Source organism: Formivibrio citricus, from assembly GCF_900115065.1.
Taxonomy (GTDB): Bacteria; Pseudomonadota; Gammaproteobacteria; order Burkholderiales; family Chitinibacteraceae; genus Formivibrio; species Formivibrio citricus.
Window position 1 is genome coordinate 70193 of the sequence record NZ_FOVE01000004.1, and the last position, 18052, is coordinate 88244.

17 protein-coding genes are annotated in these 18052 nt (G+C 60.3%); 9 read left to right on the forward strand and 8 right to left on the reverse strand.

The features are described from left to right. Window positions 1-65: 65 nt before the first annotated feature. Window positions 66-2051 (reverse strand): molecular chaperone DnaK, encoded by a 1986-nt coding sequence (gene dnaK, locus BMZ36_RS03640; protein ID WP_281242186.1) that lies wholly within the window; start codon window positions 2049-2051, stop codon window positions 66-68. Between the two features lie 154 nt (window positions 2052-2205). Beyond that, window positions 2206-2754, reverse strand: a complete 549-nt coding sequence (grpE, locus tag BMZ36_RS03645) for a nucleotide exchange factor GrpE (protein ID WP_091191531.1) — start codon at window positions 2752-2754, stop codon at window positions 2206-2208. A 192-nt stretch (window positions 2755-2946) separates the two neighbouring features. Here grpE and BMZ36_RS03650 point away from each other — a divergent pair, with 192 nt between their 5' ends. Both BMZ36_RS03650 and msrB read left to right on the forward strand, forming a co-directional pair. Beyond that, window positions 2947-3564 (forward strand): glutathione S-transferase, encoded by a 618-nt coding sequence (locus BMZ36_RS03650; protein WP_091191534.1) that lies wholly within the window; start codon window positions 2947-2949, stop codon window positions 3562-3564. After that, window positions 3561-3968, forward strand: coding sequence for a peptide-methionine (R)-S-oxide reductase MsrB (gene msrB / locus BMZ36_RS03655; protein WP_091191537.1), 408 nt, complete (start codon window positions 3561-3563; stop codon window positions 3966-3968). The genes BMZ36_RS03650 and msrB overlap by 4 nt, the downstream gene beginning before the upstream one ends. 32 nt (window positions 3969-4000) lie before the next feature. On the opposite strand, the gene BMZ36_RS03660 is transcribed toward msrB, so the two are convergent. Continuing rightward, complete coding sequence (locus BMZ36_RS03660) at window positions 4001-4951, reverse strand: cation diffusion facilitator family transporter (protein WP_091191539.1); 951 nt, start codon at window positions 4949-4951, stop codon at window positions 4001-4003. 152 nt (window positions 4952-5103) lie between these two features. On the opposite strand from BMZ36_RS03660, the gene BMZ36_RS03665 reads away from it, so the two are divergent. Next, entirely contained in the window at window positions 5104-5538 is a 435-nt protein-coding gene (locus tag BMZ36_RS03665; RefSeq protein WP_091191787.1) for a DUF1841 family protein, read from the forward strand. A 12-nt stretch (window positions 5539-5550) separates the two neighbouring features. On the opposite strand, the gene queA is transcribed toward BMZ36_RS03665, so the two are convergent. Next, a complete protein-coding gene (gene queA, locus BMZ36_RS03670) occupies window positions 5551-6576 on the reverse strand; it encodes a tRNA preQ1(34) S-adenosylmethionine ribosyltransferase-isomerase QueA (RefSeq protein ID WP_091191542.1) in 1026 nt (341 codons plus the stop codon). A 197-nt stretch (window positions 6577-6773) separates the two neighbouring features. On the opposite strand from queA, the gene aroQ reads away from it, so the two are divergent. The 6 genes from aroQ (at window position 6774) to BMZ36_RS03700 (ending at window position 11698) form a co-directional block, all read left to right on the forward strand. Beyond that, window positions 6774-7229 carry a type II 3-dehydroquinate dehydratase gene (gene aroQ / locus BMZ36_RS03675; protein WP_091191544.1) on the forward strand — a complete coding sequence of 152 codons (456 nt, stop codon included), beginning with the start codon at window positions 6774-6776 and terminating at the stop codon, window positions 7227-7229. Between the two features lie 35 nt (window positions 7230-7264). Next, entirely contained in the window at window positions 7265-7726 is a 462-nt protein-coding gene (accB, locus tag BMZ36_RS03680) for an acetyl-CoA carboxylase biotin carboxyl carrier protein (RefSeq protein ID WP_091191546.1), read from the forward strand. 84 nt (window positions 7727-7810) lie between these two features. Further along, the gene (gene accC / locus BMZ36_RS03685) at window positions 7811-9178 is read left to right on the forward strand and encodes an acetyl-CoA carboxylase biotin carboxylase subunit (protein ID WP_091191548.1); all 1368 of its coding nucleotides are present in this window, start codon (window positions 7811-7813) and stop codon (window positions 9176-9178) included. 89 nt (window positions 9179-9267) lie between these two features. Next, window positions 9268-10155, forward strand: a complete 888-nt coding sequence (gene prmA / locus BMZ36_RS03690) for a 50S ribosomal protein L11 methyltransferase (RefSeq protein WP_091191550.1) — start codon at window positions 9268-9270, stop codon at window positions 10153-10155. Between the two features lie 9 nt (window positions 10156-10164). Next, complete coding sequence (locus BMZ36_RS03695; protein WP_091191553.1) at window positions 10165-11232, forward strand: DUF3426 domain-containing protein; 1068 nt, start codon at window positions 10165-10167, stop codon at window positions 11230-11232. A gap of 88 nt (window positions 11233-11320) precedes the next feature. Next, on the forward strand, window positions 11321-11698 hold the full coding sequence (locus tag BMZ36_RS03700; RefSeq protein WP_091191556.1) for a hypothetical protein: 378 nt from the start codon (window positions 11321-11323) through the stop codon (window positions 11696-11698). Between the two features lie 361 nt (window positions 11699-12059). Here BMZ36_RS03700 and BMZ36_RS03705 read toward each other — a convergent pair whose 3' ends face one another. The 4 genes from BMZ36_RS03705 to aspA are packed head-to-tail and all read right to left on the reverse strand — an operon-like array spanning window position 12060 to window position 17767. Continuing rightward, complete coding sequence (locus tag BMZ36_RS03705; RefSeq protein WP_091191558.1) at window positions 12060-12701, reverse strand: response regulator; 642 nt, start codon at window positions 12699-12701, stop codon at window positions 12060-12062. After that, window positions 12698-15154: a PAS domain-containing sensor histidine kinase gene (locus BMZ36_RS03710; protein WP_091191560.1), complete on the reverse strand. Its 2457-nt coding sequence runs from the start codon at window positions 15152-15154 to the stop codon at window positions 12698-12700. Before BMZ36_RS03710 ends, BMZ36_RS03705 begins: the two co-directional genes overlap by 4 nt. After that, window positions 15154-16332 carry an amino acid aminotransferase gene (locus tag BMZ36_RS03715; RefSeq protein WP_091191563.1) on the reverse strand — a complete coding sequence of 393 codons (1179 nt, stop codon included), beginning with the start codon at window positions 16330-16332 and terminating at the stop codon, window positions 15154-15156. The genes BMZ36_RS03710 and BMZ36_RS03715 overlap by 1 nt, the downstream gene beginning before the upstream one ends. Further along, a complete protein-coding gene (aspA, locus tag BMZ36_RS03720) occupies window positions 16325-17767 on the reverse strand; it encodes an aspartate ammonia-lyase (protein ID WP_091191789.1) in 1443 nt (480 codons plus the stop codon). The genes BMZ36_RS03715 and aspA overlap by 8 nt, the downstream gene beginning before the upstream one ends. Window positions 17768-18052 lie beyond the last annotated feature (285 nt).

Here is an 18052-nt window from a genome sequence, read left to right on the forward strand (position 1 = left end):
AGGAAAAACAGCTCCCTTGGTGCTCTTCGTGATCTTGGTGGTGAGGGATTTTGCCTTTACAGCGCTTACTTGTCCTTCACCTCTGTAAACTCGGCATCGACCACGTTGCCGTCATCGCCCTTCTTCTTGCCAGCTTGAGGCTGGGCTTCGGCACCGGCACCCGCTGCGGCACCTTCCGCGCCCTGCTGTTCGGCGTACATATGCTCGGCGAGCTTGTGGCTGGCTTGCATCAGCGCTTCGGACTTGGCGTCGATCTTTTCCTTGTCGTCGCCCTTGACCACTTCTTCGGCATCCTTCAGCGCGGCTTCGACCTTGGCCTTGTCATCGGCGGAGATCTTGTCGCCATACTCGGTCAGCGACTTCTTGACAGAGTGGATCAGGCTGTCCAGCTGGTTGCGTGCGGTGACAAGCTCGTGAAGCTTCTTGTCTTCCTCGGCGTTGATCTCGGCATCGCGCACCATCTTCTGGATTTCTTCCTCGCTCAAGCCCGAAGATGCCTGGATCTTGATCTTGGCTTCCTTGCCGGTGGCCTTGTCCTTGGCGCCCACATGCAGGATACCGTTGGCGTCGATGTCGAAGGTCACTTCGATCTGCGGAATGCCGCGCGGAGCCGGCGGGATGTCGGACAGGTTGAACTGGCCCAGGCTCTTGTTGGCAGAGGCTTTTTCGCGCTCGCCCTGCAGCACGTGGATCGTCACGGCCGACTGGTTGTCGTCTGCCGTCGAGAATACCTGGTTGGCCTTGGTCGGGATCGTGGTGTTCTTGTTGATGAGCTTGGTCATCACGCCGCCGAGGGTTTCAATACCGAGCGACAGCGGGGTCACGTCGAGCAGCAGCACGTCCTTGCGGTCGCCAGCCAGCACGGAGCCCTGGATTGCGGCACCGACGGCCACGGCTTCGTCCGGGTTCACGTCCTTGCGCGGTTCCTTACCGAAGAATTCGCGTACCTTGTCGATGACCTTCGGCATGCGGGTCTGGCCGCCGACCAGAATCACGTCGTCGAGATCGCCTGCCTTCAGGCCGGCATCGCGCAGTGCGATGCGGCACGGCTCGATCGAGCGCTCGATCAGGTCGTCAACCAGCGCTTCGAACTTGGCACGGGTGATCTTCATGGTCAGGTGCTTCGGACCGGTCGCATCCATCGTGATGTACGGCAGGTTGATGTCAGTCTGCTGGCCGGAGGAAAGCTCGATCTTGGCCTTTTCGGCGGCTTCCTTCAGGCGTTGCAGCGCCATCACGTCGTTCTTCAGGTTGATGCCGGAATCCTTCTGGAATTCGGCGATGATGTAATCGATGATGCGCTGGTCGAAGTCTTCGCCGCCGAGGAAGGTATCGCCGTTGGTGGCGAGCACTTCGAACTGCTTGTCGCCTTCGACGTCGGCGATTTCGATGATCGAGATGTCGAAGGTACCGCCGCCAAGGTCATACACGGCGATCTTGCGGTCGCCCTTTTCGGACTTGTCCATACCGAACGCGAGCGCAGCAGCAGTCGGTTCGTTGATGATGCGCTTGACTTCCAGACCGGCGATGCGGCCGGCATCCTTGGTGGCTTGGCGCTGGCTGTCATTGAAGTAGGCCGGCACGGTAATCACGGCCTCGGTCACTTCTTCGCCAAGGTAATCTTCGGCGGTCTTCTTCATCTTGCGCAGCACTTCGGCGCTGATTTGCGGCGGGGCCATCTTCTTGTCGCGCACCTGCACCCAAGCATCGCCGTTGTCGGCCTTGATGATCGAGAACGGCATCAGGTCAATGTCCTTCTGGACTTCCTTGTCCTCGAAGCGGCGGCCGATCAGGCGCTTGATCGCGTACAGCGTGTTCTTCGGGTTGGTGACCGCCTGGCGTTTGGCCGGTGCGCCGACCTGGATTTCGCCATCTTCTGCGTAGGCGATGATCGACGGGGTGGTGCGTGCACCTTCGGAGTTTTCGATGACCTTGGTCTGGCCGTTTTCCACGATGGCCACGCAGGAGTTGGTAGTTCCGAGGTCAATACCGATGATTTTTGCCATTTCAGTTTCCTTCTGTGTTTCAAAGGCTTGCGCTTGGGCAAGCACTGGACTCAATAACCTTGCTCAAAAAATGGGGATGCCTGCGCGCTTTTCAAGCTTTGTATTCGGGAAGGGTGAAGGGGGAAGAGAGAAGGGTACATGCGCCATGGGCTGCAATCTGTTTTCCCTTCCCCCTTCACTCTTCTCCCTTCCCAAGAAATTACTTGGGCGCCGCCACCACCACCATCGCCGGACGCAGCAGGCGGCCGGACAGTTGATAGCCCTTCTGCATGACCTGCACGATTGCATTGGCTTCAAGCTCGTGCGGCACCGCGGAAATGGCCTGGTGCAGGTTCGGATCGAGCTTGTCACCCACAGCCGGGGCGATTTCCTTGAGATCGAACTTCTCGAACGCGGACACCAGCGATTTCTGGGTCAGGTCCACGCCCATCTTCAGCGCATCGAAATTGCCGGACTGGTCCAGCAAGGCCATTTCCAGCGCATCCTTCACACCCAGCAGCTCGCGGGCAAATTTCTCCACGGCAAACTTGCGTGCCTTGTCGGCCTCCTCGGCTGCCCGGCGACGGATGTTTTCCGCTTCGGCCTTGGCATACAACACATCGGCTTTGGTTTTTTCCAGTTCGGTCAGCACGTTGGCAAGCTGGCTATCCAGATCCCCGGATGCAGTACTCTCGCCCGTCGTTTCCGTGACTGCAGCTTCTCCGGCCGCAGCCTGATTCAACTCTTCCTGTTTCAATTCTTCTGACATAGCCAAGTAATCTCCAAAAACACTTCCGCTATATGGGGATGCCCATACTCATTTCAAGGGCTTGCCCGCACCTCGCAGATTCCGGGCGGGCAATAACACTATTCACCTTGTTGCAATGCCGCAACAACGCTGGCTTACCGCATAACGGCCAACTAGAATTAACAGCTTGACCATGCAAGCCCGAAAATACCGATGAAACTGCTGACCTCCCTCACCAGCCCGTTTGGCCGCAAGATTCGCATCGTACTGGCCGAAAAACGCATCGAATGCGAACTGGTCGAAACCAATCCGTTCGATCCGGAAAACAGCCTGTCCCAAGCCAACCCGCTGGGGAAAGTTCCTGTTTTGCTGCTCGACGACGGCGCAGCGGTTTACGATTCGCGCGTGATCGCCGAATACCTGGACAACATCTCCCCGGTCAGCCGCCTGATCCCGCAAGACCACCGCCAGGCAATCAGCGTAAAACGGCGCGAAGCACTGGCCGACGGCATCACCGATGCAGCAATCCTGATCCTGCTGGAACGCCGCCGGCCTGCGCGTCAGCAATCCAGGGAGTGGGTTGCCCGGCAAATGACAAAAATCACGCAAGGCCTAGTGACGCTTTCCGAAGAATTGGGAGAGCGGAAATGGTTGATGGGAGATGCCTTTTCGCTGGCAGACATCGCAACCGGGTGCATGCTGGGCTTTCTGGATTTCCGCCTGCCCGACATCGACTGGCGCACCCAGCACCCCAACCTGGTGAACTTCCTGAACCGCCTGAAAAAAGAAACACCGGCCTTCACCGAAACCGCGCCCCCCGCAAACGCATGAGCGAATCCATCAGGAAAAGCGCGGAAGAATGGCGCGAACAACTGACCCCGGAGCAATATCGAGTCACACGCGAAGCCGGAACCGAGCGCCCTTTTTCCGGCGAATACTACCGCCAGGAAGCCGACGGCAATTACCATTGCATCTGCTGCGGGGCATTGCTGTTTCGCTCGGGCACAAAATTCGATGCCGGCTGCGGCTGGCCCAGCTTTTGGGAAGAGGCTGCTCCCGGCGCGATCACCCGCATCACGGACACCAGCCACGGAATGATCCGCACCGAGGTCCGCTGCGCCGCCTGCGACGCACATCTGGGCCACGTTTTCCCCGATGGCCCGCAACCGACCGGGGAGCGCTATTGCATCAATTCGGTCGCACTGGATTTCAAGAGCAAACGGGAAACCGCCTGAAGGAGCGACCTTCAAGCGAAACACGCAGCGTGTTATACCTCGAAAGAGCGACGCATCACCGGCTCATGATCCCGATCGGGATCTTCGCCCGCCGGATCGACATGCACCAACACATTGAGCACCTTGTGCTCTTCCATCACGCGGCGACGGACTTCAACTCCGATATCGTGCCCGACAGCCACATTGACCTCCGGGTCGACTTCGATATGCAGATCCACCATAGCAAAGTCGCCCATCTTGCGCGTACGGATGTCATGCACGCCCAGCACGCCTGAAGTTCCCTGCGCCGTCGTCTGGATCGCCGCGACTTCATCTTCAGGCAGCGCATGATCGGTCAGGTCGTCGAACGCCGCCCGGGTAAATTCCCACCCCATCTTGCCGACCATCACCCCTACGACCAAACCTGCCAACGGATCAAGAACCGGGTAACCCAGCATGTTGCCGCCGATGCCGGCTGCCACCACCAGCGACGACAAGGCATCCGAACGTGCATGCCAGGCATTGGCCACGAGCATGCTCGAACCGATGCGCTCGGCCACCGCCAGCATGTAGCGGAACAGGCACTCCTTGGCAGCAAGAGAAATCAGCGCCACCCAGAGCGCCAAGCTGCCGACCTTGCCCATGCTGCCTGGCGTCATGAATTTCTGGATCGCCGCCCAGCCCATGTAGACGCCCACCACCAGCAACAACACCCCCAGCAGCAACGAAGCCGCATTTTCAAACCGGGCATGTCCGTAATGATGGTGTTCGTCCGCATCTTCCCGACTATGGCGCGCCGCCAGCAACACCACAAAATCCGCAACCAGGTCGGACAGCGAGTGGATACCGTCGGCGATCAGGCCGAAGGAGCCCGTAATCACGCCAGCAAAGATCTGACCGAACGTCAACACAATGTTGATGAAAACACTGACCCAGGTACTCTTCACCGCTGCGGCATGGCGTTCATCTGGGGTCAGCGAAGGGTCGGCATGAGAGGCGGACATATCTAAGTAACTCCGTAATCCGTTTCTTTTTGGGCGGCCTGGAAAGCACTGACTTGTTCAGAGATTCCCAAGGCATTCAAAATCGTGCGCTATGATGCCGCATACGTCCTTGCGCCGGAATGACGCAGCGCAAAAACCGAGGAAACACGATCATGCTTTTTACTCCCAGCCGCGACGAAGCGCGGCGTTTTTTCATCGCAGTCTGGCAAAAACACCAAACCGGCCAGCCCTTGGCCGATCTTGAACGCATGACGCTGGCAATCCTGCTCGATCATCCCGAATACCACCGCTATCTGGTCGAAGACCAGGTCGATCATGACTGGCGCCCGGAACACGGCGAAACCAATCCGTTTCTGCATATCGGCATGCATCTGGCCATTGAGGAGCAATTGTCGATCGACCAGCCGCCCGGAATACGGCCCCTCTATCAGGCGCTTTGCCAAGCACTGGCGGACGAGCACGCGGCCAGGCACGAAATGATGGACGGGCTCGCGGAAATGATCTGGCAAGCACAGCGCAACCGCACCGCCCCCGACCCGGCGATCTATCTTGAAGTTCTGAGAAAAAAAGCCGGGCCCCGCCAATAACCGGAAAACCGGTTACGCCCTCGCCCGCTCCAGTAGCATGGCATCGCCGTAGCTGAAGAAACGGTACTCCCCGGCAATGGCGTGACGGTAAGCTGCCATGATCGTGTCGTAACCGGCAAACGCCGCCACCAGCATCAGCAGGGTCGACTTGGGCAAGTGGAAGTTGGTGATCAGCCGGTCCACCACCCTGAATTGGTAGCCGGGGGTAATGAAAATGTCGGTATCCCCTTCCGGCTCGGCCAGCAATCCGTTCCGGCTTGCTGCCTCCAGCGCACGCAGGCTCGTCGTACCCACCGCAATCACGCGCCCCCCGGCCTCCCGCGTCTTGCGGATCAACTCGCAAGTTTCAGCGGGAATGGAGTAGCGCTCGTGATGCATGACATGCTCGGCTACGTTTTCCACGCGCACCGGCTGGAAAGTTCCCGCGCCGACATGCAGGGTGACAAACGCGGTCTGCACGCCCGCAGCCCGGATTTTTTCCAGCAGGGCATCGGTAAAATGCAGTCCGGCCGTGGGTGCTGCGACCGCGCCCGGATCGCGGGCATAGACGGTCTGGTAGCGCTTGGCATCCTCGTCGTCCGGGGTGTGCGTGATGTAGGGCGGCAAGGGCAGGAGGCCGGCTGCTTCCAGGATATCGAGCACGCTTTCTTCGCCTGCGAACCGCAACAGGAACAGGTCGCCGCGACGCTCGACCATCTCGGCCACCCAATTTTCGGCGAAGATCAGCTTCGTCCCCGGCTTGGGCGCCTTGGATGCGCGCACATGCGCAAGCGCCGTATGCCGATCCAGCACGCGCTCCACCAGCGCCTCAATCTGCCCCCCGCTCCCCTTCTTGCCGAAGAGGCGTGCCTTGACGACCTTGGTGTCATTGAAAACCAGCAAATCCCCAGCGCAAAGAAAACGGGGCAAATCAGAAAAGAACACGTCTTCGAGGCGGCTGCCATCCACGTGCAGCAAGCGGCTTGCCCCGCGTTCGGCGGGAGGAAACTGGGCGATCAGTCGTTCGGGAAGGAAGTAATCGAAATCGGAAACTTGCATGTAATAATCATCTCGCTGAAGGCGCTGGATTATAGCGCGACAATCCTTGCCGGACGGCGTTTTCACGGCATTCGCATGTGCAAAAGCGACAGCATTTTTCAGCGATCTTCACAAAAAATAGCGTATTTTTGCTGGACAAACACAAACAAGCTGCGGCAAACTTCGCCGATCGACAGGGAAATCCCAGGTGAAAACTGATGTCCAGAGCCCGCAAGATTCTGGTTTTGCACGGCCCCAACCTGAACCTGCTTGGCAAGCGAGAACCTCAGCATTACGGTGCCGATACGCTTGCCGCCATCAACGCCAGACTGGCCGAAATTGGCCAGGCACGCGGCGTACAAATCGAATCGCTTCAATCCAACCGCGAGTATGAATTGATCGACCGCATCCATGCAACCATGGATGACGACACGGATTTCATCATCATCAATCCGGCGGCGTTCACCCATACCAGCGTGGCGATTCGCGACGCCCTGGCTGCAGTGAGAAAACCCTTTGTCGAAGTACATCTTTCCAATGTGCATGCCCGCGAGCCCTTCCGTAGCCACTCCTACTTTTCCGATCTCGCCATTGGCGTGATCAGCGGGCTGGGTGCGAAAGGGTATGAATTTGCGCTTCATTACGCGCTTGAATACACCCCGAAGGCGTCCTGAGACGCCCTTTTTGTTTGTCGAGGAGAAATTTCCGCATGGATCTGCGCAAACTCAAGAAATTGATCGATCTGGTAGAAGAATCCGGCATTGCCGAGCTTGAAGTCACCGAGGGCGAAGAAAAAGTCCGCATCACGCGCGTTTCGAATGTCGCGCCGACCTACATCCAGCAAGCCCCGGCCATGCAGTATCAGGCCATGGGCGCAGCACCGGCTGCCGCTCCGGCCGCAGCCGCTCCGGCAGAAGCAACCGCCAAGGCCCCCGAAGGCCATGCCGTCAAATCCCCGATGGTCGGAACATTCTACCGCTCGCCCTCGCCCGAGGCCGCAGCTTTCGTCGAAGTCGGCCAGACCGTCAACGTCGGCGACACCCTGTGCATCATCGAAGCGATGAAGCTTCTCAACGAGATCGAGTCCGACAAGGCCGGTGTCGTCAAGGCAATCCTGATCGAGAGCGGCCAACCGGTCGAATACGGCGAACCGCTGTTCATCATCGGCTAATCTCTGTGAGGCGCGAAGAGTGAGGTGTGAGGAGAAAAATCTCGACACCTCACGCCTGACCCCTCACTCCTCACGGAGTCAAACATGTTTGAGAAAATCCTTATTGCCAACCGCGGGGAGATCGCCCTGCGGATTCTGCGCGCCTGTCGCGAGATGGGCATCAAGACCGTGGTTGTGCACTCCGAAGCCGACCGCGAAGCCAAATACGTCAAGCTGGCCGACGAATCGGTCTGTATCGGCCCGGCACCCAGCCCGCAAAGCTATCTGCACATCCCGGCGCTGATCGCAGCCGCCGAGGTTACGCAAGCCGAAGCCATCCATCCCGGCTACGGTTTCCTGTCGGAAAACGCCGACTTCGCCCAGCGCGTCGAGGAATCCGGATTCATTTTCATCGGCCCGACCCCGGAAGCCATCCGCCTGATGGGCGACAAGGTTTCCGCCAAGGATGCAATGAAGAAAGCCGGCGTTCCTTGCGTACCGGGTTCGGAGGGCGCACTGCCCGACAACCCGCAGGAAGTCCTCAAGATGGGCCGCCAGGTTGGCTATCCCGTCATTATCAAGGCAGCGGGCGGCGGCGGCGGACGCGGCATGCGCGTGGTGCATCACGAGGAAGAATTGCTGCGCGCGGTTGAAATGACCAAATCGGAAGCGCAGGCAGCCTTTGGCAACCCCATGGTTTACATGGAAAAATTCCTGCAAAAGCCGCGCCACATCGAAATCCAGATCTTGGCCGATACGCATGGCCATGCCATCTACCTGGGCGAACGCGATTGCTCGATGCAGCGCCGTCACCAGAAGGTCATCGAAGAAGCGCCGGCCCCCGGCATCACCGACGCCCAGCGCAAGAAAATCGGCGAAGCCTGTGCGCAGGCCTGCCGCCAGATCGGCTACCGCGGCGCGGGTACGTTCGAATTCCTCTATGAAAATGGCGAGTTCTACTTCATCGAAATGAACACGCGCGTGCAGGTCGAGCACCCCGTCACCGAGATGATCACCGGCATCGACATCGTGCAGGAACAGATTCGCGTTGCTGCGGGCGAGAAGCTCCGTTACGAGCAGAAGGACGTCAAGCTGCGCGGTCACGCCATGGAATGCCGCATCAACGCGGAAGACCCGCTGAAATTTGTGCCCTGCCCCGGTCGCATCACGGCTTACCATACGCCGGGTGGCCCCGGTGTGCGCGTCGATTCGCACGTCTATCAGGGTTACATGGTGCCGCCGAACTACGATTCGATGATCGGCAAGATCATCACCTACGGCGATTCCCGCGAGCAGGCCATGGCCCGCATGCGCATCGCGCTGTCTGAAATGGTCGTCGAAGGCATCCGCACCAACATTCCGCTGCACCAGCAGTTGCTGGTCGATGCCGGTTTCGTCAAGGGCGGCGCCAGCATCCACCACCTTGAACACCGCATGCCCGACATCCGGGCCCTGCTGGAAAACAAGTCGTAATCTCGGGAAACGGGGCGCAGCGAATCGGGAATACCCGGCAGCGCCCTTTCCTCGCCCCTCCCCAACACTTCACTCTCCGGTTTCCGATCATGCCCTGGCAAGAACTCCGCATCACCGCCGATTCCACCCACGCCGAAGCGCTTTCCGATGCGCTGTTCGATCTGGGCGCGCTTTCCGTTTCGATTGAGGATGCTGCCGCCGGCACCGATCAGGAAAAACCGATTTTCGGCGAGCCCGGCGAACCGGTGGAGCAGCTCTGGGAAAAGAGCATTGTCGTTGCGCTGCTCGAAGCAGACGCCGACGCTGCGCTCATGGCCACGGCAGCCGCCAACACCGTGCGCATCGCGCCGCCGCCGTTCACGGTCAGCGTGGTCGAGGAGCAGGATTGGGTACGGCTCACCCAATCGCAGTTCGACCCGATCCCGATCTCGTCGCGCCTGTGGATCACGCCGACCTGGCACGAATGCCCCGACTCGTCCGCCATCAGCATCCAGCTCGATCCGGGGCTCGCTTTCGGCACCGGCAGCCACCCGACCACCCGCCTCTGCCTGAAATGGCTCGACGCCCACATCAAGGGCGGAGAAACGGTTCTGGATTACGGTTGCGGTTCCGGCATCCTGGCCATTGCCGCGAAAAAACTCGGCGCAGGCAAGACCGATGGCGTGGACATCGACCCGCAAGCCATGATCGCCTCGCGCCAGAATGCTGAGCAGAACCAGGTGAGTGTCGATTTCTACCTGCCGGATCAGGAACCGCAAGGCCAGTACGATGTCGTGGTCGCCAACATCCTCACCAACCCGCTCAAGGCGCTGGCCCCGTTGCTGTCCGGCAAGGTTCGGGCTGGCGGCCGCCTGGCCCTGTCCGGGATTCTGGAAGAGCAGGCCGAAGAAGTCATGGCCATCTACGGCCAGTGGTTCAATTTTGCCCCCGCTGTGGCCGAAGAAGGCTGGGTTTGTCTTTCCGGGGTAAAAATGTAGAATCCCTTCATGGACCACATTACCCGCTGCCCCAACTGTTCGACCACCTTCCGGGTCACCGAAGCGCAGCTTGCCGCCTTTCAGGGCAAAGTGCGCTGCGGGAAATGTGCCTTCGTCTTCAACGCCAGACAATCCCTGATCGAACCGCCACCTGCACCCGTCCAACCTCAGCCCGAGGCACCGTCGCAACCGGCGGAGACAACAGTCCCCGCTCCAAGCGCTCCAAGCGCTCCAAGCGCTCCAAGCGCTCCAAGCGAATATCTCCCTTTCGAAACTGCACCGCAAAGCCACGCAACGGCAGAAGACCTGCCTGCGACAGCGGACGATTTCGCTGTCGTCGCCCACGAATCACCGGCAGAAGTCCAAGCGGAAACACAAGCAGAAACGCATGCCGAAACTGAAATCGGCGCCGAGACCGAAGCCGAGAAAGAGGAAAGCGCGGAAGAAGTGCGCGAGGAAGACGATCCGACCGCACTGATGCAAACGGAGGAACTGCCCCCTCCCCCGGACGGAACCGCATCGGGAAACACCGAAGCCGGCGGTTATCGTCCCATCGTTCTGCCGGAAGACGAAGCGCTGTTTGCACCGCTGCCACCGCCGAGGCATGCCAGAATCTGGGCCTTCGCCGCCTTGCTTGCGGGTTTTGCATTCCTGCTGCAGCTTGCGTTCGCCTACCGCCTCAACCTGATCGTGGAGTTCCCGGCCCTGCAACCCAAGCTCGCCGGCCTGTGCCAGACCCTCGGCTGCGAAATGCCGCTGCCGCGCAAGACCGAGCAGTTGCGGCTGGAGTGGTCGGAGCTGACCTTCGTACCGGATCACCCCTCGCTTGTGCAGCTTTCCGCCACGCTGCGCAATCTCGCATCCTACGACCAGGCCCTGCCGCTTCTGGAGCTCACATTGACCGACACGCGCGAGCGCGTCGTCGCCCGCCGCATCCTGCGCCCCGACGAATACCTCACTGCGACCGAGAAGATGCGCACCAGCCTGCCGCGCGGTGACGAACTGCACGCCTTCCTGCAACTCGATCTCGGCGAGCTGAAGTCCACGGGTTATTCGCTGTACTGGTTCTACGAATAAGAAGCGCTCTTCGCGGATTACATCCGCTCCCACATGCCCTCGCCACGGCAGCCCCCTGATTAATTCAACGAATCGGATCGAACAGCCGATGGAATTCTTGCTTGAACTGCTTCTTGAGTTTGTGATTCAGATTGTCGGTGAAGCCCTATTCGAGCTTGGCCTGCATTCCATGTCGGAGCCTTTCCGCAAACCACCCAATCCGAGGCTTGCCGCCGTCGGTTATGCGCTCTTTGGCGCAATACTGGGAGGCATTAGCCTCTGGTTGTTCCCTCGACACATGGTCGCTTCCGTCACATGGCGATGGATCAATCTTCTAGTCACACCTACACTGGCAGGCTTGTGCATGTCATGGATCGGTACTTGGCGCGCCAAGCAAGGTCAGGCGGTACTTCGCATTGATCGCTTCTCTTATGGTTTTTTGTTTGCTTTCAGCTTGGCATTGGTGAGGTTCTTTGGGGCGAGATAACTGTCCATGCGCCGGATAGCTACTCGCCGTCGTTGCCCCATCGCGGATTGCATCCGCTCCCACATACCCTCGCCACGACAGACGACTTGCCTCATCCCCTCGGCCAGCGCCGAGGAAGCGGAGCGAGACCCAGGCTCGCGACCGACCGAGGGCAGCCCGGAGGGCCGCAAGGCGGGGGCGCCTTCTTTTGTTTTCTTTTCTTGGCGAAGCAAGAAAAGAAACTCGCCTGCCGGGGCGAACTCCCGGCATCAATCAGGCGCGCCGCAGGCGCATAAAACCCGTTATCAACTTGCTGCGGCGGCGAACAACACCGCACCCGCTCCCTGGCCCTCTCCCTCGAAGGGCGAGGGAGTTCGTCCGATCAAATCCCGCCCTGAAACAACTGCCGCTCCAACGCATACCGCACCAGGTCCGCCGTGGAATGTGCGTCCAGCTTCTGCATCAAGCGTATCTTGTGCGTGCTCACGGTCTTGGCGCTGATGTTCAGCCGGTCGCCGATGTCGCTCACGCCCAGGCCGCTGACCAGCATCTCGAAAATCTGGAACTCGCGCTCCGACAGCGTTTCATGCGGCGGGCGGCTATCGTTGAGGCCGATTTCAAACACCATGCGGTCGGCAATTGCCGGGTCGATGTAGCGCCCGCCTCCCGCGACCTTTCGGATGGCCGAGAGCAGCATCGCGGGGTCGCTGTCCTTGGTGGCGAAACCCGATGCGCCGGCTTTCAGCGCCCGGCTGGCGATCTGGGTTTCGTTGTGCATGGTCAGCACCAGGATTTTCGGCGCCGGGCTCATGCCGGCGATGCGCTTGATCATTTCGATGCCGTGCGGCCCCGGCATGGTCATGTCCAGCAGCACGAGGTTGCAGGGCTGGCGGCGCAATAAATCCAGCAGCGCATCGCCGCTGCTCGCCTCGCCCGCGACTTCGATGTCCGGCGCCAGCGCCAGCAACTGTTTGATGCCTTCGCGCACCAGCGTATGGTCTTCTGCGATCAGGACGCTGATCATTGGCTTTCTCCTGCATGCGGTATCTTGACGATGATGCGGGTTCCCGCGCCCGGCGCGCTGTCGATCTCCAGCGTGCCGCGCAGCATCCACACCCGTTCACGAATGCCCACCAGGCCGAAGGTGCGGGAAATGGATTCCGTATCGAACCCGCAACCGTTGTCCTCAACCAGCAACGAAAGCCCGGAATCCTCGTGCCGGATGCGGATCAGCACCCAGTTGGCCCGGGCATGGCGCGCGACATTGGTCAGCGCCTCCTGAACGATGCGGAACAGGATCACGCCGCGCGCTTCGTCGATATCCTGCACATCCGGATCGATTTCCAGCACGCATTGCAGTTCCAGGCGCTCTTGCAACCGCTGCGTCAGCCATTCCAGCGCGGGCAGCAAGCCCAGGTCGAGCGCGGGCGGGCGCAGCGCCGTGACCACGTTGCGCGAAATCTGCAGCGTGCGGTCGATGAGCTTTTTCAGCCCGGCCAGGCGTTGCGCCAGCGCGGGTTGGCCCTCGCCCAGCGCCATTTCGCAGACCGAGGTCTCGATCTTCATCGCGGTCAATACCTGCCCCAGCTCGTCGTGAACCTCGCGGGCGATGCTGGCTTTTTCGCGCTCGCGCACGGCTTCGTGATGCGCCGCCAATTCGCGCAGCAACAGGCGCGATTCGCCCAGCGACTGTTCGATGCGCTTGTTGGCGGTGATGTCCCACGCCATGCCGTCCCAAATGCGGGTGCCGTCGGCCTCAACGCGCAGGCTCGCCTTGAGGTCCACCCACTTGACCTCGCTGCGGTCGGTCACGATGCGCCCCGCCCAGTTCCAGCCGGTGCCTTCGGCAATCGCCACGGTCAGGCTTTCGCGGAAGGCAGCGACCTCCATGGGGTGGACGATGCTTTGCAGGTGCGCCGGATTGCTGCGGATGTAGTCGGCCGGATAGCCGCACAGCGCAGCGCCGGCTTCGCTGAGGTAGGCCAGCTCCGCCGTCGCCGCACCCTCCGGCTGGCGCAACTGGAACACCATGCCGGGAACGTGGTTGGCCAGCTCGCGAAAGCGCGCTTCGCTTTCTTCGAGCGCACGGCGGATGCGGTTGCGCTCGCTGATGTCGGTCATGAACAGCACCAGGTACTCGTTCTCTTCATACGCCTGGTGGCAGGCATGCACTTCGACCGGGAACAGGCTGCCGTCGTTGCGCCGGAGCTCGCACTCATAATTGCGAAAATGCTGGCGCCGCAAGCCGTTCCAGTAGGCCAGCCATTCGGCATTGGCATCGGTGAACGCCGGGTCGATTTCCTGGAAGCGTCGGGTCATCAGCACGGGCAACTCCAGCCCGAGATCGGCGCAGATCGCCTGATTGGCATACTGGATGCGCCCGTCCCAATGCAACCGCAAGATGCCGATCGGGCTGTGGTCGACGGAAAACTGCGTATGCGACAGCGCCATGGAAAGCTTCTGGCGAGCCAGCAACTCGCTTTCCAGTTGCCGCAACTGGAGCTGAGTCTGGTCGCTCAGGCGGCGATTCTTCATGGCCATGACGGCGAAGAGCAGCGCAATCGCCAGCGACAGGCAGGCCAGCGCGCCCCAGAAGAAGGGATGCTCCCACCATTCGCGCTGGTCGGTGCGAATCCAGCGCGCCTCGATCTCCATGACCCGGTCGCGCGGCAAATCCGCCAGCGCCTGATCCAGGATTTCGTTGAGCTCGGGCCAGTCGTCGCGCGAAGCCACCCGCAACAGCGACTGGAAGCCGGCATCGCCGCCGACTTGCAGCGTAGCATGCTGGGGTTGCTGCAACCAGTACAGGGCCTGGGCGCGGTCGAGCACGGCGACCTGGACTTCGTCGGTTGCCAGTTTCTGCAGCGACACCACGGCATTGGCCGTCGGAACCTGCTTGAGCTCTGGATAGTTGCGTTCCAGGAAGCGCGCGACCTGCGCATTCTGCGGCACCGCCAGCACTTCGCGGGACAAGGCTTCGGGCGATTCGACGCGGTTCTTGCCGCTACGCATCACCAGCTTGTTCGCCACCTTCAGATAGGATTCGGAAAACAGCCAGTAGCGCAAGCGGACGGGGAACTGCTCCACGCCGAGCGCCATGTCGATCTTGCGCGCCAGCCCCAGCCGCTCCAGCTCCTCTTCGGAGGCCACGACCACCGGCTTGAGCGTGACGCCCAGATCTTGCTGCAGCAGATTGAGATAGTCGAGGGAAAGCCCCTGGTAGCCGCCTTTGCTATCCACCTGCACATACGGCGGAGCCAGCACCATGCCGACGCTGATTTCCGGATGGCTCGCCAGCCACTGCTTCTGCGGAGGCGTCCAGCTGACTTCCGCTCGCGCACCCAGCATGCACAAAAGCAGATGCAGCGCGACCAGACAGCGCACGCCAATGGTTCTACTGCGGCCAACCATCGTCATATCAGGCAACACGAATGAAAACGCGAGAATACCGCTTTTTAGGTCGACGGGCTTGCGCATCAAACCACTGCCGCAATGGCGCTGGCGATTTGCTGCACGTTGTTCTCGTTGGCGCCGGCTACGCAGATGCGGCCGGAGCCGAGCATGTACACGGCATGCGTCTCCCTCAACTCTGCGACTTGGCCGGCGCTGAGGCCGGTATAGGCGAACATGCCGCGCTGCCTGAGCAGGTAGGAAAAATCCTCGCCGGGCAATTCGCTTTGCAGCAGGGAAAAAAGTCGTTTCCGCATGATCTGCATGCGCGTGCGCATTTCATCGAGCTCCGCCTGCCACTCTGCGCACAAAGCCGGCGTTTGCAACACCGTGCTCACGATACGGGCGCCATGACTCGGCGGGCTGGAGTAATTGCGGCGCACGGTGAATTTGAGCTGGCCCAGCACCCGCTCCGCTTCCTCTGAGTGGGAGCAAATCACGCTCAGCGAGCCGCAGCGCTCTCCGTACAGCGAGAAAATCTTGGAAAACGAATTGCAAATCAGACCGGCCTTGAGCCGTCCGGCCAAAGTCCGCACCACATAAGCATCCTCGTCCAGCCCTTCGCCGAAACCCCAATAGGCCATGTCCACGAAAGGAATCAGTTTCCGCCGCACGATCAGCTCGATCAATTGCGCCCATTGGTCGCGATCCGGATCGCACCCGGTCGGGTTGTGGCAACACGGGTGCAGCAGAACGATGCTTCCGGCCGGCAAGGACTCGAAACACGCCAGCATCCCGGCAAAATCGACACCATGCGTGGCTGGGTCGAAATACGGGTAGCGATGAACCTTGAACCCTGCGCCCTCGAAGATGGAAACGTGGTTCTCCCAAGTCGGGTCGCTCACCCAGACTTCAGAATCCGGGAAATACCGTTTCAGGAAATCCGCGCCGACTTTCAGCGCTCCGGAACCGCCCAGGGTCTGGATGGTTGCAATGTGATCACCGTCTTGCCCGGCAAACAGGAACCGCTGCACCGTACGGCGATAAGCCTCGTCGCCTTCCATGGGCAGGTAGGTACAAGGCACCTGTTCTTCATGCAACACGGCTTTGGCACGCGCCACCGCACGCATCTGGGGAATTCGCCCCTGCTCGTCGTAATACAGACCGATCCCCAGATTGACCTTGCCAGAGCGGGGATCCTGAGCGAACTGCCCGACCATGGAAAGGATGGGATCTCCGGCGTAGCTCTCTACCGCGCTAAACACGCCGCTCTCCAGACTCGCTCCGCAACAATGGCTGCAACTTGGGCCGGGTCAGGACATCGGGCTGGAGGATTTCCGCCAATTGCTCTGCAGTCAGCAAGCCTTTTTCCAGCACCAATTCGGATACGCCCCTACCGCTCACCAGCGCCAACTGGGCGATTTCGGTAGCGTTGACATAACCGATATAGGGGTTGAGCGCTGTCACCACGCCGATGGAATCCGCGACGCTCTTGCGCAGCCGCTCTTCGTTGGCAGTGATGCCGGAAACGCAAAGGTCGGCCAGCACACGGCAACCGCGGGTGAGGTGGGCAATGCTCTTGCCCAGGCTGTGGGCGATAATCGGCTCGAAGGCGTTGAGCTGGAGCTGCCCCGCTTCGGCGGCCATGGTGACCGTCATGTCGTTGCCGATGACTTCAAAGGCGATCTGGTTGACCACTTCCGGAATCACGGGGTTGACCTTGCCCGGCATGATGCTGGAGCCGGCCTGCATCGGCGGCAGGTTGATTTCGCCCAAGCCGGCGCGCGGGCCGCTGGAGAGCAGGCGCAGGTCGTTGCAGACCTTGGAGAGCTTGACGGCGACGCGCTTCAGTACGCCCGAAAGCTGCACGAAGCTGCCGCAATCCTGCGTGGCTTCGACCAGGTTGGGCGCAGTGATCAGCGGCATGCCGGTAATCCTGGCCAAGTGATGGCGAACCCGCTCCGCATAGCGCGGATGCGTGGTAATGCCCGTACCGATGGCAGTAGCGCCCAAATTGATCTCGCACAGCAAACGCGCCGCTTCGCGCACGCGCTCCACGTCCTCGCCGAGCATGACGGCATAGGTGGAAAACTCCTGCCCCAGCGTCATCGGCACGGCATCCTGCAACTGGGTACGGCCCATTTTCAGGATGTCCTTGAATTCCTCGGCCTTGGCCTCGAAAACACCGCGCAGGTATTCCATGCCCTCGACCAGATTGCCCAGATCCGCATAGGTCGACAGGCGCAACGCGGTCGGATAGACGTCGTTGGTCGACTGGCTCAGGTTGACGTCTTCGTTCGGATGCAGCCTGGAATAGTCGCCCTTTTCATGGCCCATGATTTCCAGCGCGCGGTTGGCAATCACTTCGTTGGCGTTCATGTTGGTCGAAGTGCCGGCACCGCCCTGGATCACGTCGATGACGAACTGGTCGTGCAGCTTGCCGGCGACGATCTCCTCGCAGGCCGACACAATCGCCTCCAGCTTCGGAAGCGGCAAAAAGCCCAGCTCGTGATTGGCCCGTGCTGCGGCCATCTTGATCTCGGCCAGCGCCCGGATCAGCGCCGGATAGACCGAGATCGGCGTGCCGGTGATCGGGAAGTTTTCCAGCGCACGCAGCGTGTGGATTCCGTAGTAGGCCGATGCCGGCACATCCCGGTCGCCCAACAGATCATGCTCATGACGAAATTCGCCGTTGCTCATCATTCATCCCTTAGCTGTTACGTTTGAAGACCGTTACCAAACCCAAATAATTCACCACAGAGACACAGAGTCACAGAGGAAGGGAGAAAAACCTGTTCAGGGTTTACCTCGGTGTTCTCTGTGCCTTTGTGGTTTACCCGTTTTTATCGCCGTGCAGAATCCCCCTTTGACATAGGGAGAAGCGAGATTCGCCTGCAGAGTGAATCTGAAAAATCCGTTCGTCCTTCGCTTGTCAAAGAATGAACGGATTCTCCGCCACCACTAAGGTTTTCCCCCTGTGTCTCT

Bases quoted from the DNA above. Each gene is read 5' to 3' on its own strand.
- aroQ (WP_091191544.1), top strand. From the start codon at position 6,774: ATGTCCAGAGCCCGCAAGATTCTGGTTTTGCACGGCCCCAACCTGAAC.
- aspA (WP_091191789.1), bottom strand. From the start codon at position 17,767: ATGAGCAACGGCGAATTTCGTCATGAGCATGATCTGTTGGGCGACCGG.
- grpE (WP_091191531.1), bottom strand. From the start codon at position 2,754: ATGTCAGAAGAATTGAAACAGGAAGAGTTGAATCAGGCTGCGGCCGGA.
- BMZ36_RS03710 (WP_091191560.1), bottom strand. From the start codon at position 15,154: ATGCGCAAGCCCGTCGACCTAAAAAGCGGTATTCTCGCGTTTTCATTC.
- BMZ36_RS03650 (WP_091191534.1), top strand. From the start codon at position 2,947: ATGAAACTGCTGACCTCCCTCACCAGCCCGTTTGGCCGCAAGATTCGC.
- BMZ36_RS03665 (WP_091191787.1), top strand. From the start codon at position 5,104: ATGCTTTTTACTCCCAGCCGCGACGAAGCGCGGCGTTTTTTCATCGCA.
- BMZ36_RS03705 (WP_091191558.1), bottom strand. From the start codon at position 12,701: ATGATCAGCGTCCTGATCGCAGAAGACCATACGCTGGTGCGCGAAGGC.
- BMZ36_RS03660 (WP_091191539.1), bottom strand. From the start codon at position 4,951: ATGTCCGCCTCTCATGCCGACCCTTCGCTGACCCCAGATGAACGCCAT.
- queA (WP_091191542.1), bottom strand. From the start codon at position 6,576: ATGCAAGTTTCCGATTTCGATTACTTCCTTCCCGAACGACTGATCGCC.
- prmA (WP_091191550.1), top strand. From the start codon at position 9,268: ATGCCCTGGCAAGAACTCCGCATCACCGCCGATTCCACCCACGCCGAA.
- accB (WP_091191546.1), top strand. From the start codon at position 7,265: ATGGATCTGCGCAAACTCAAGAAATTGATCGATCTGGTAGAAGAATCC.
- msrB (WP_091191537.1), top strand. From the start codon at position 3,561: ATGAGCGAATCCATCAGGAAAAGCGCGGAAGAATGGCGCGAACAACTG.
- BMZ36_RS03700 (WP_091191556.1), top strand. From the start codon at position 11,321: ATGGAATTCTTGCTTGAACTGCTTCTTGAGTTTGTGATTCAGATTGTC.
- BMZ36_RS03695 (WP_091191553.1), top strand. From the start codon at position 10,165: ATGGACCACATTACCCGCTGCCCCAACTGTTCGACCACCTTCCGGGTC.
- accC (WP_091191548.1), top strand. From the start codon at position 7,811: ATGTTTGAGAAAATCCTTATTGCCAACCGCGGGGAGATCGCCCTGCGG.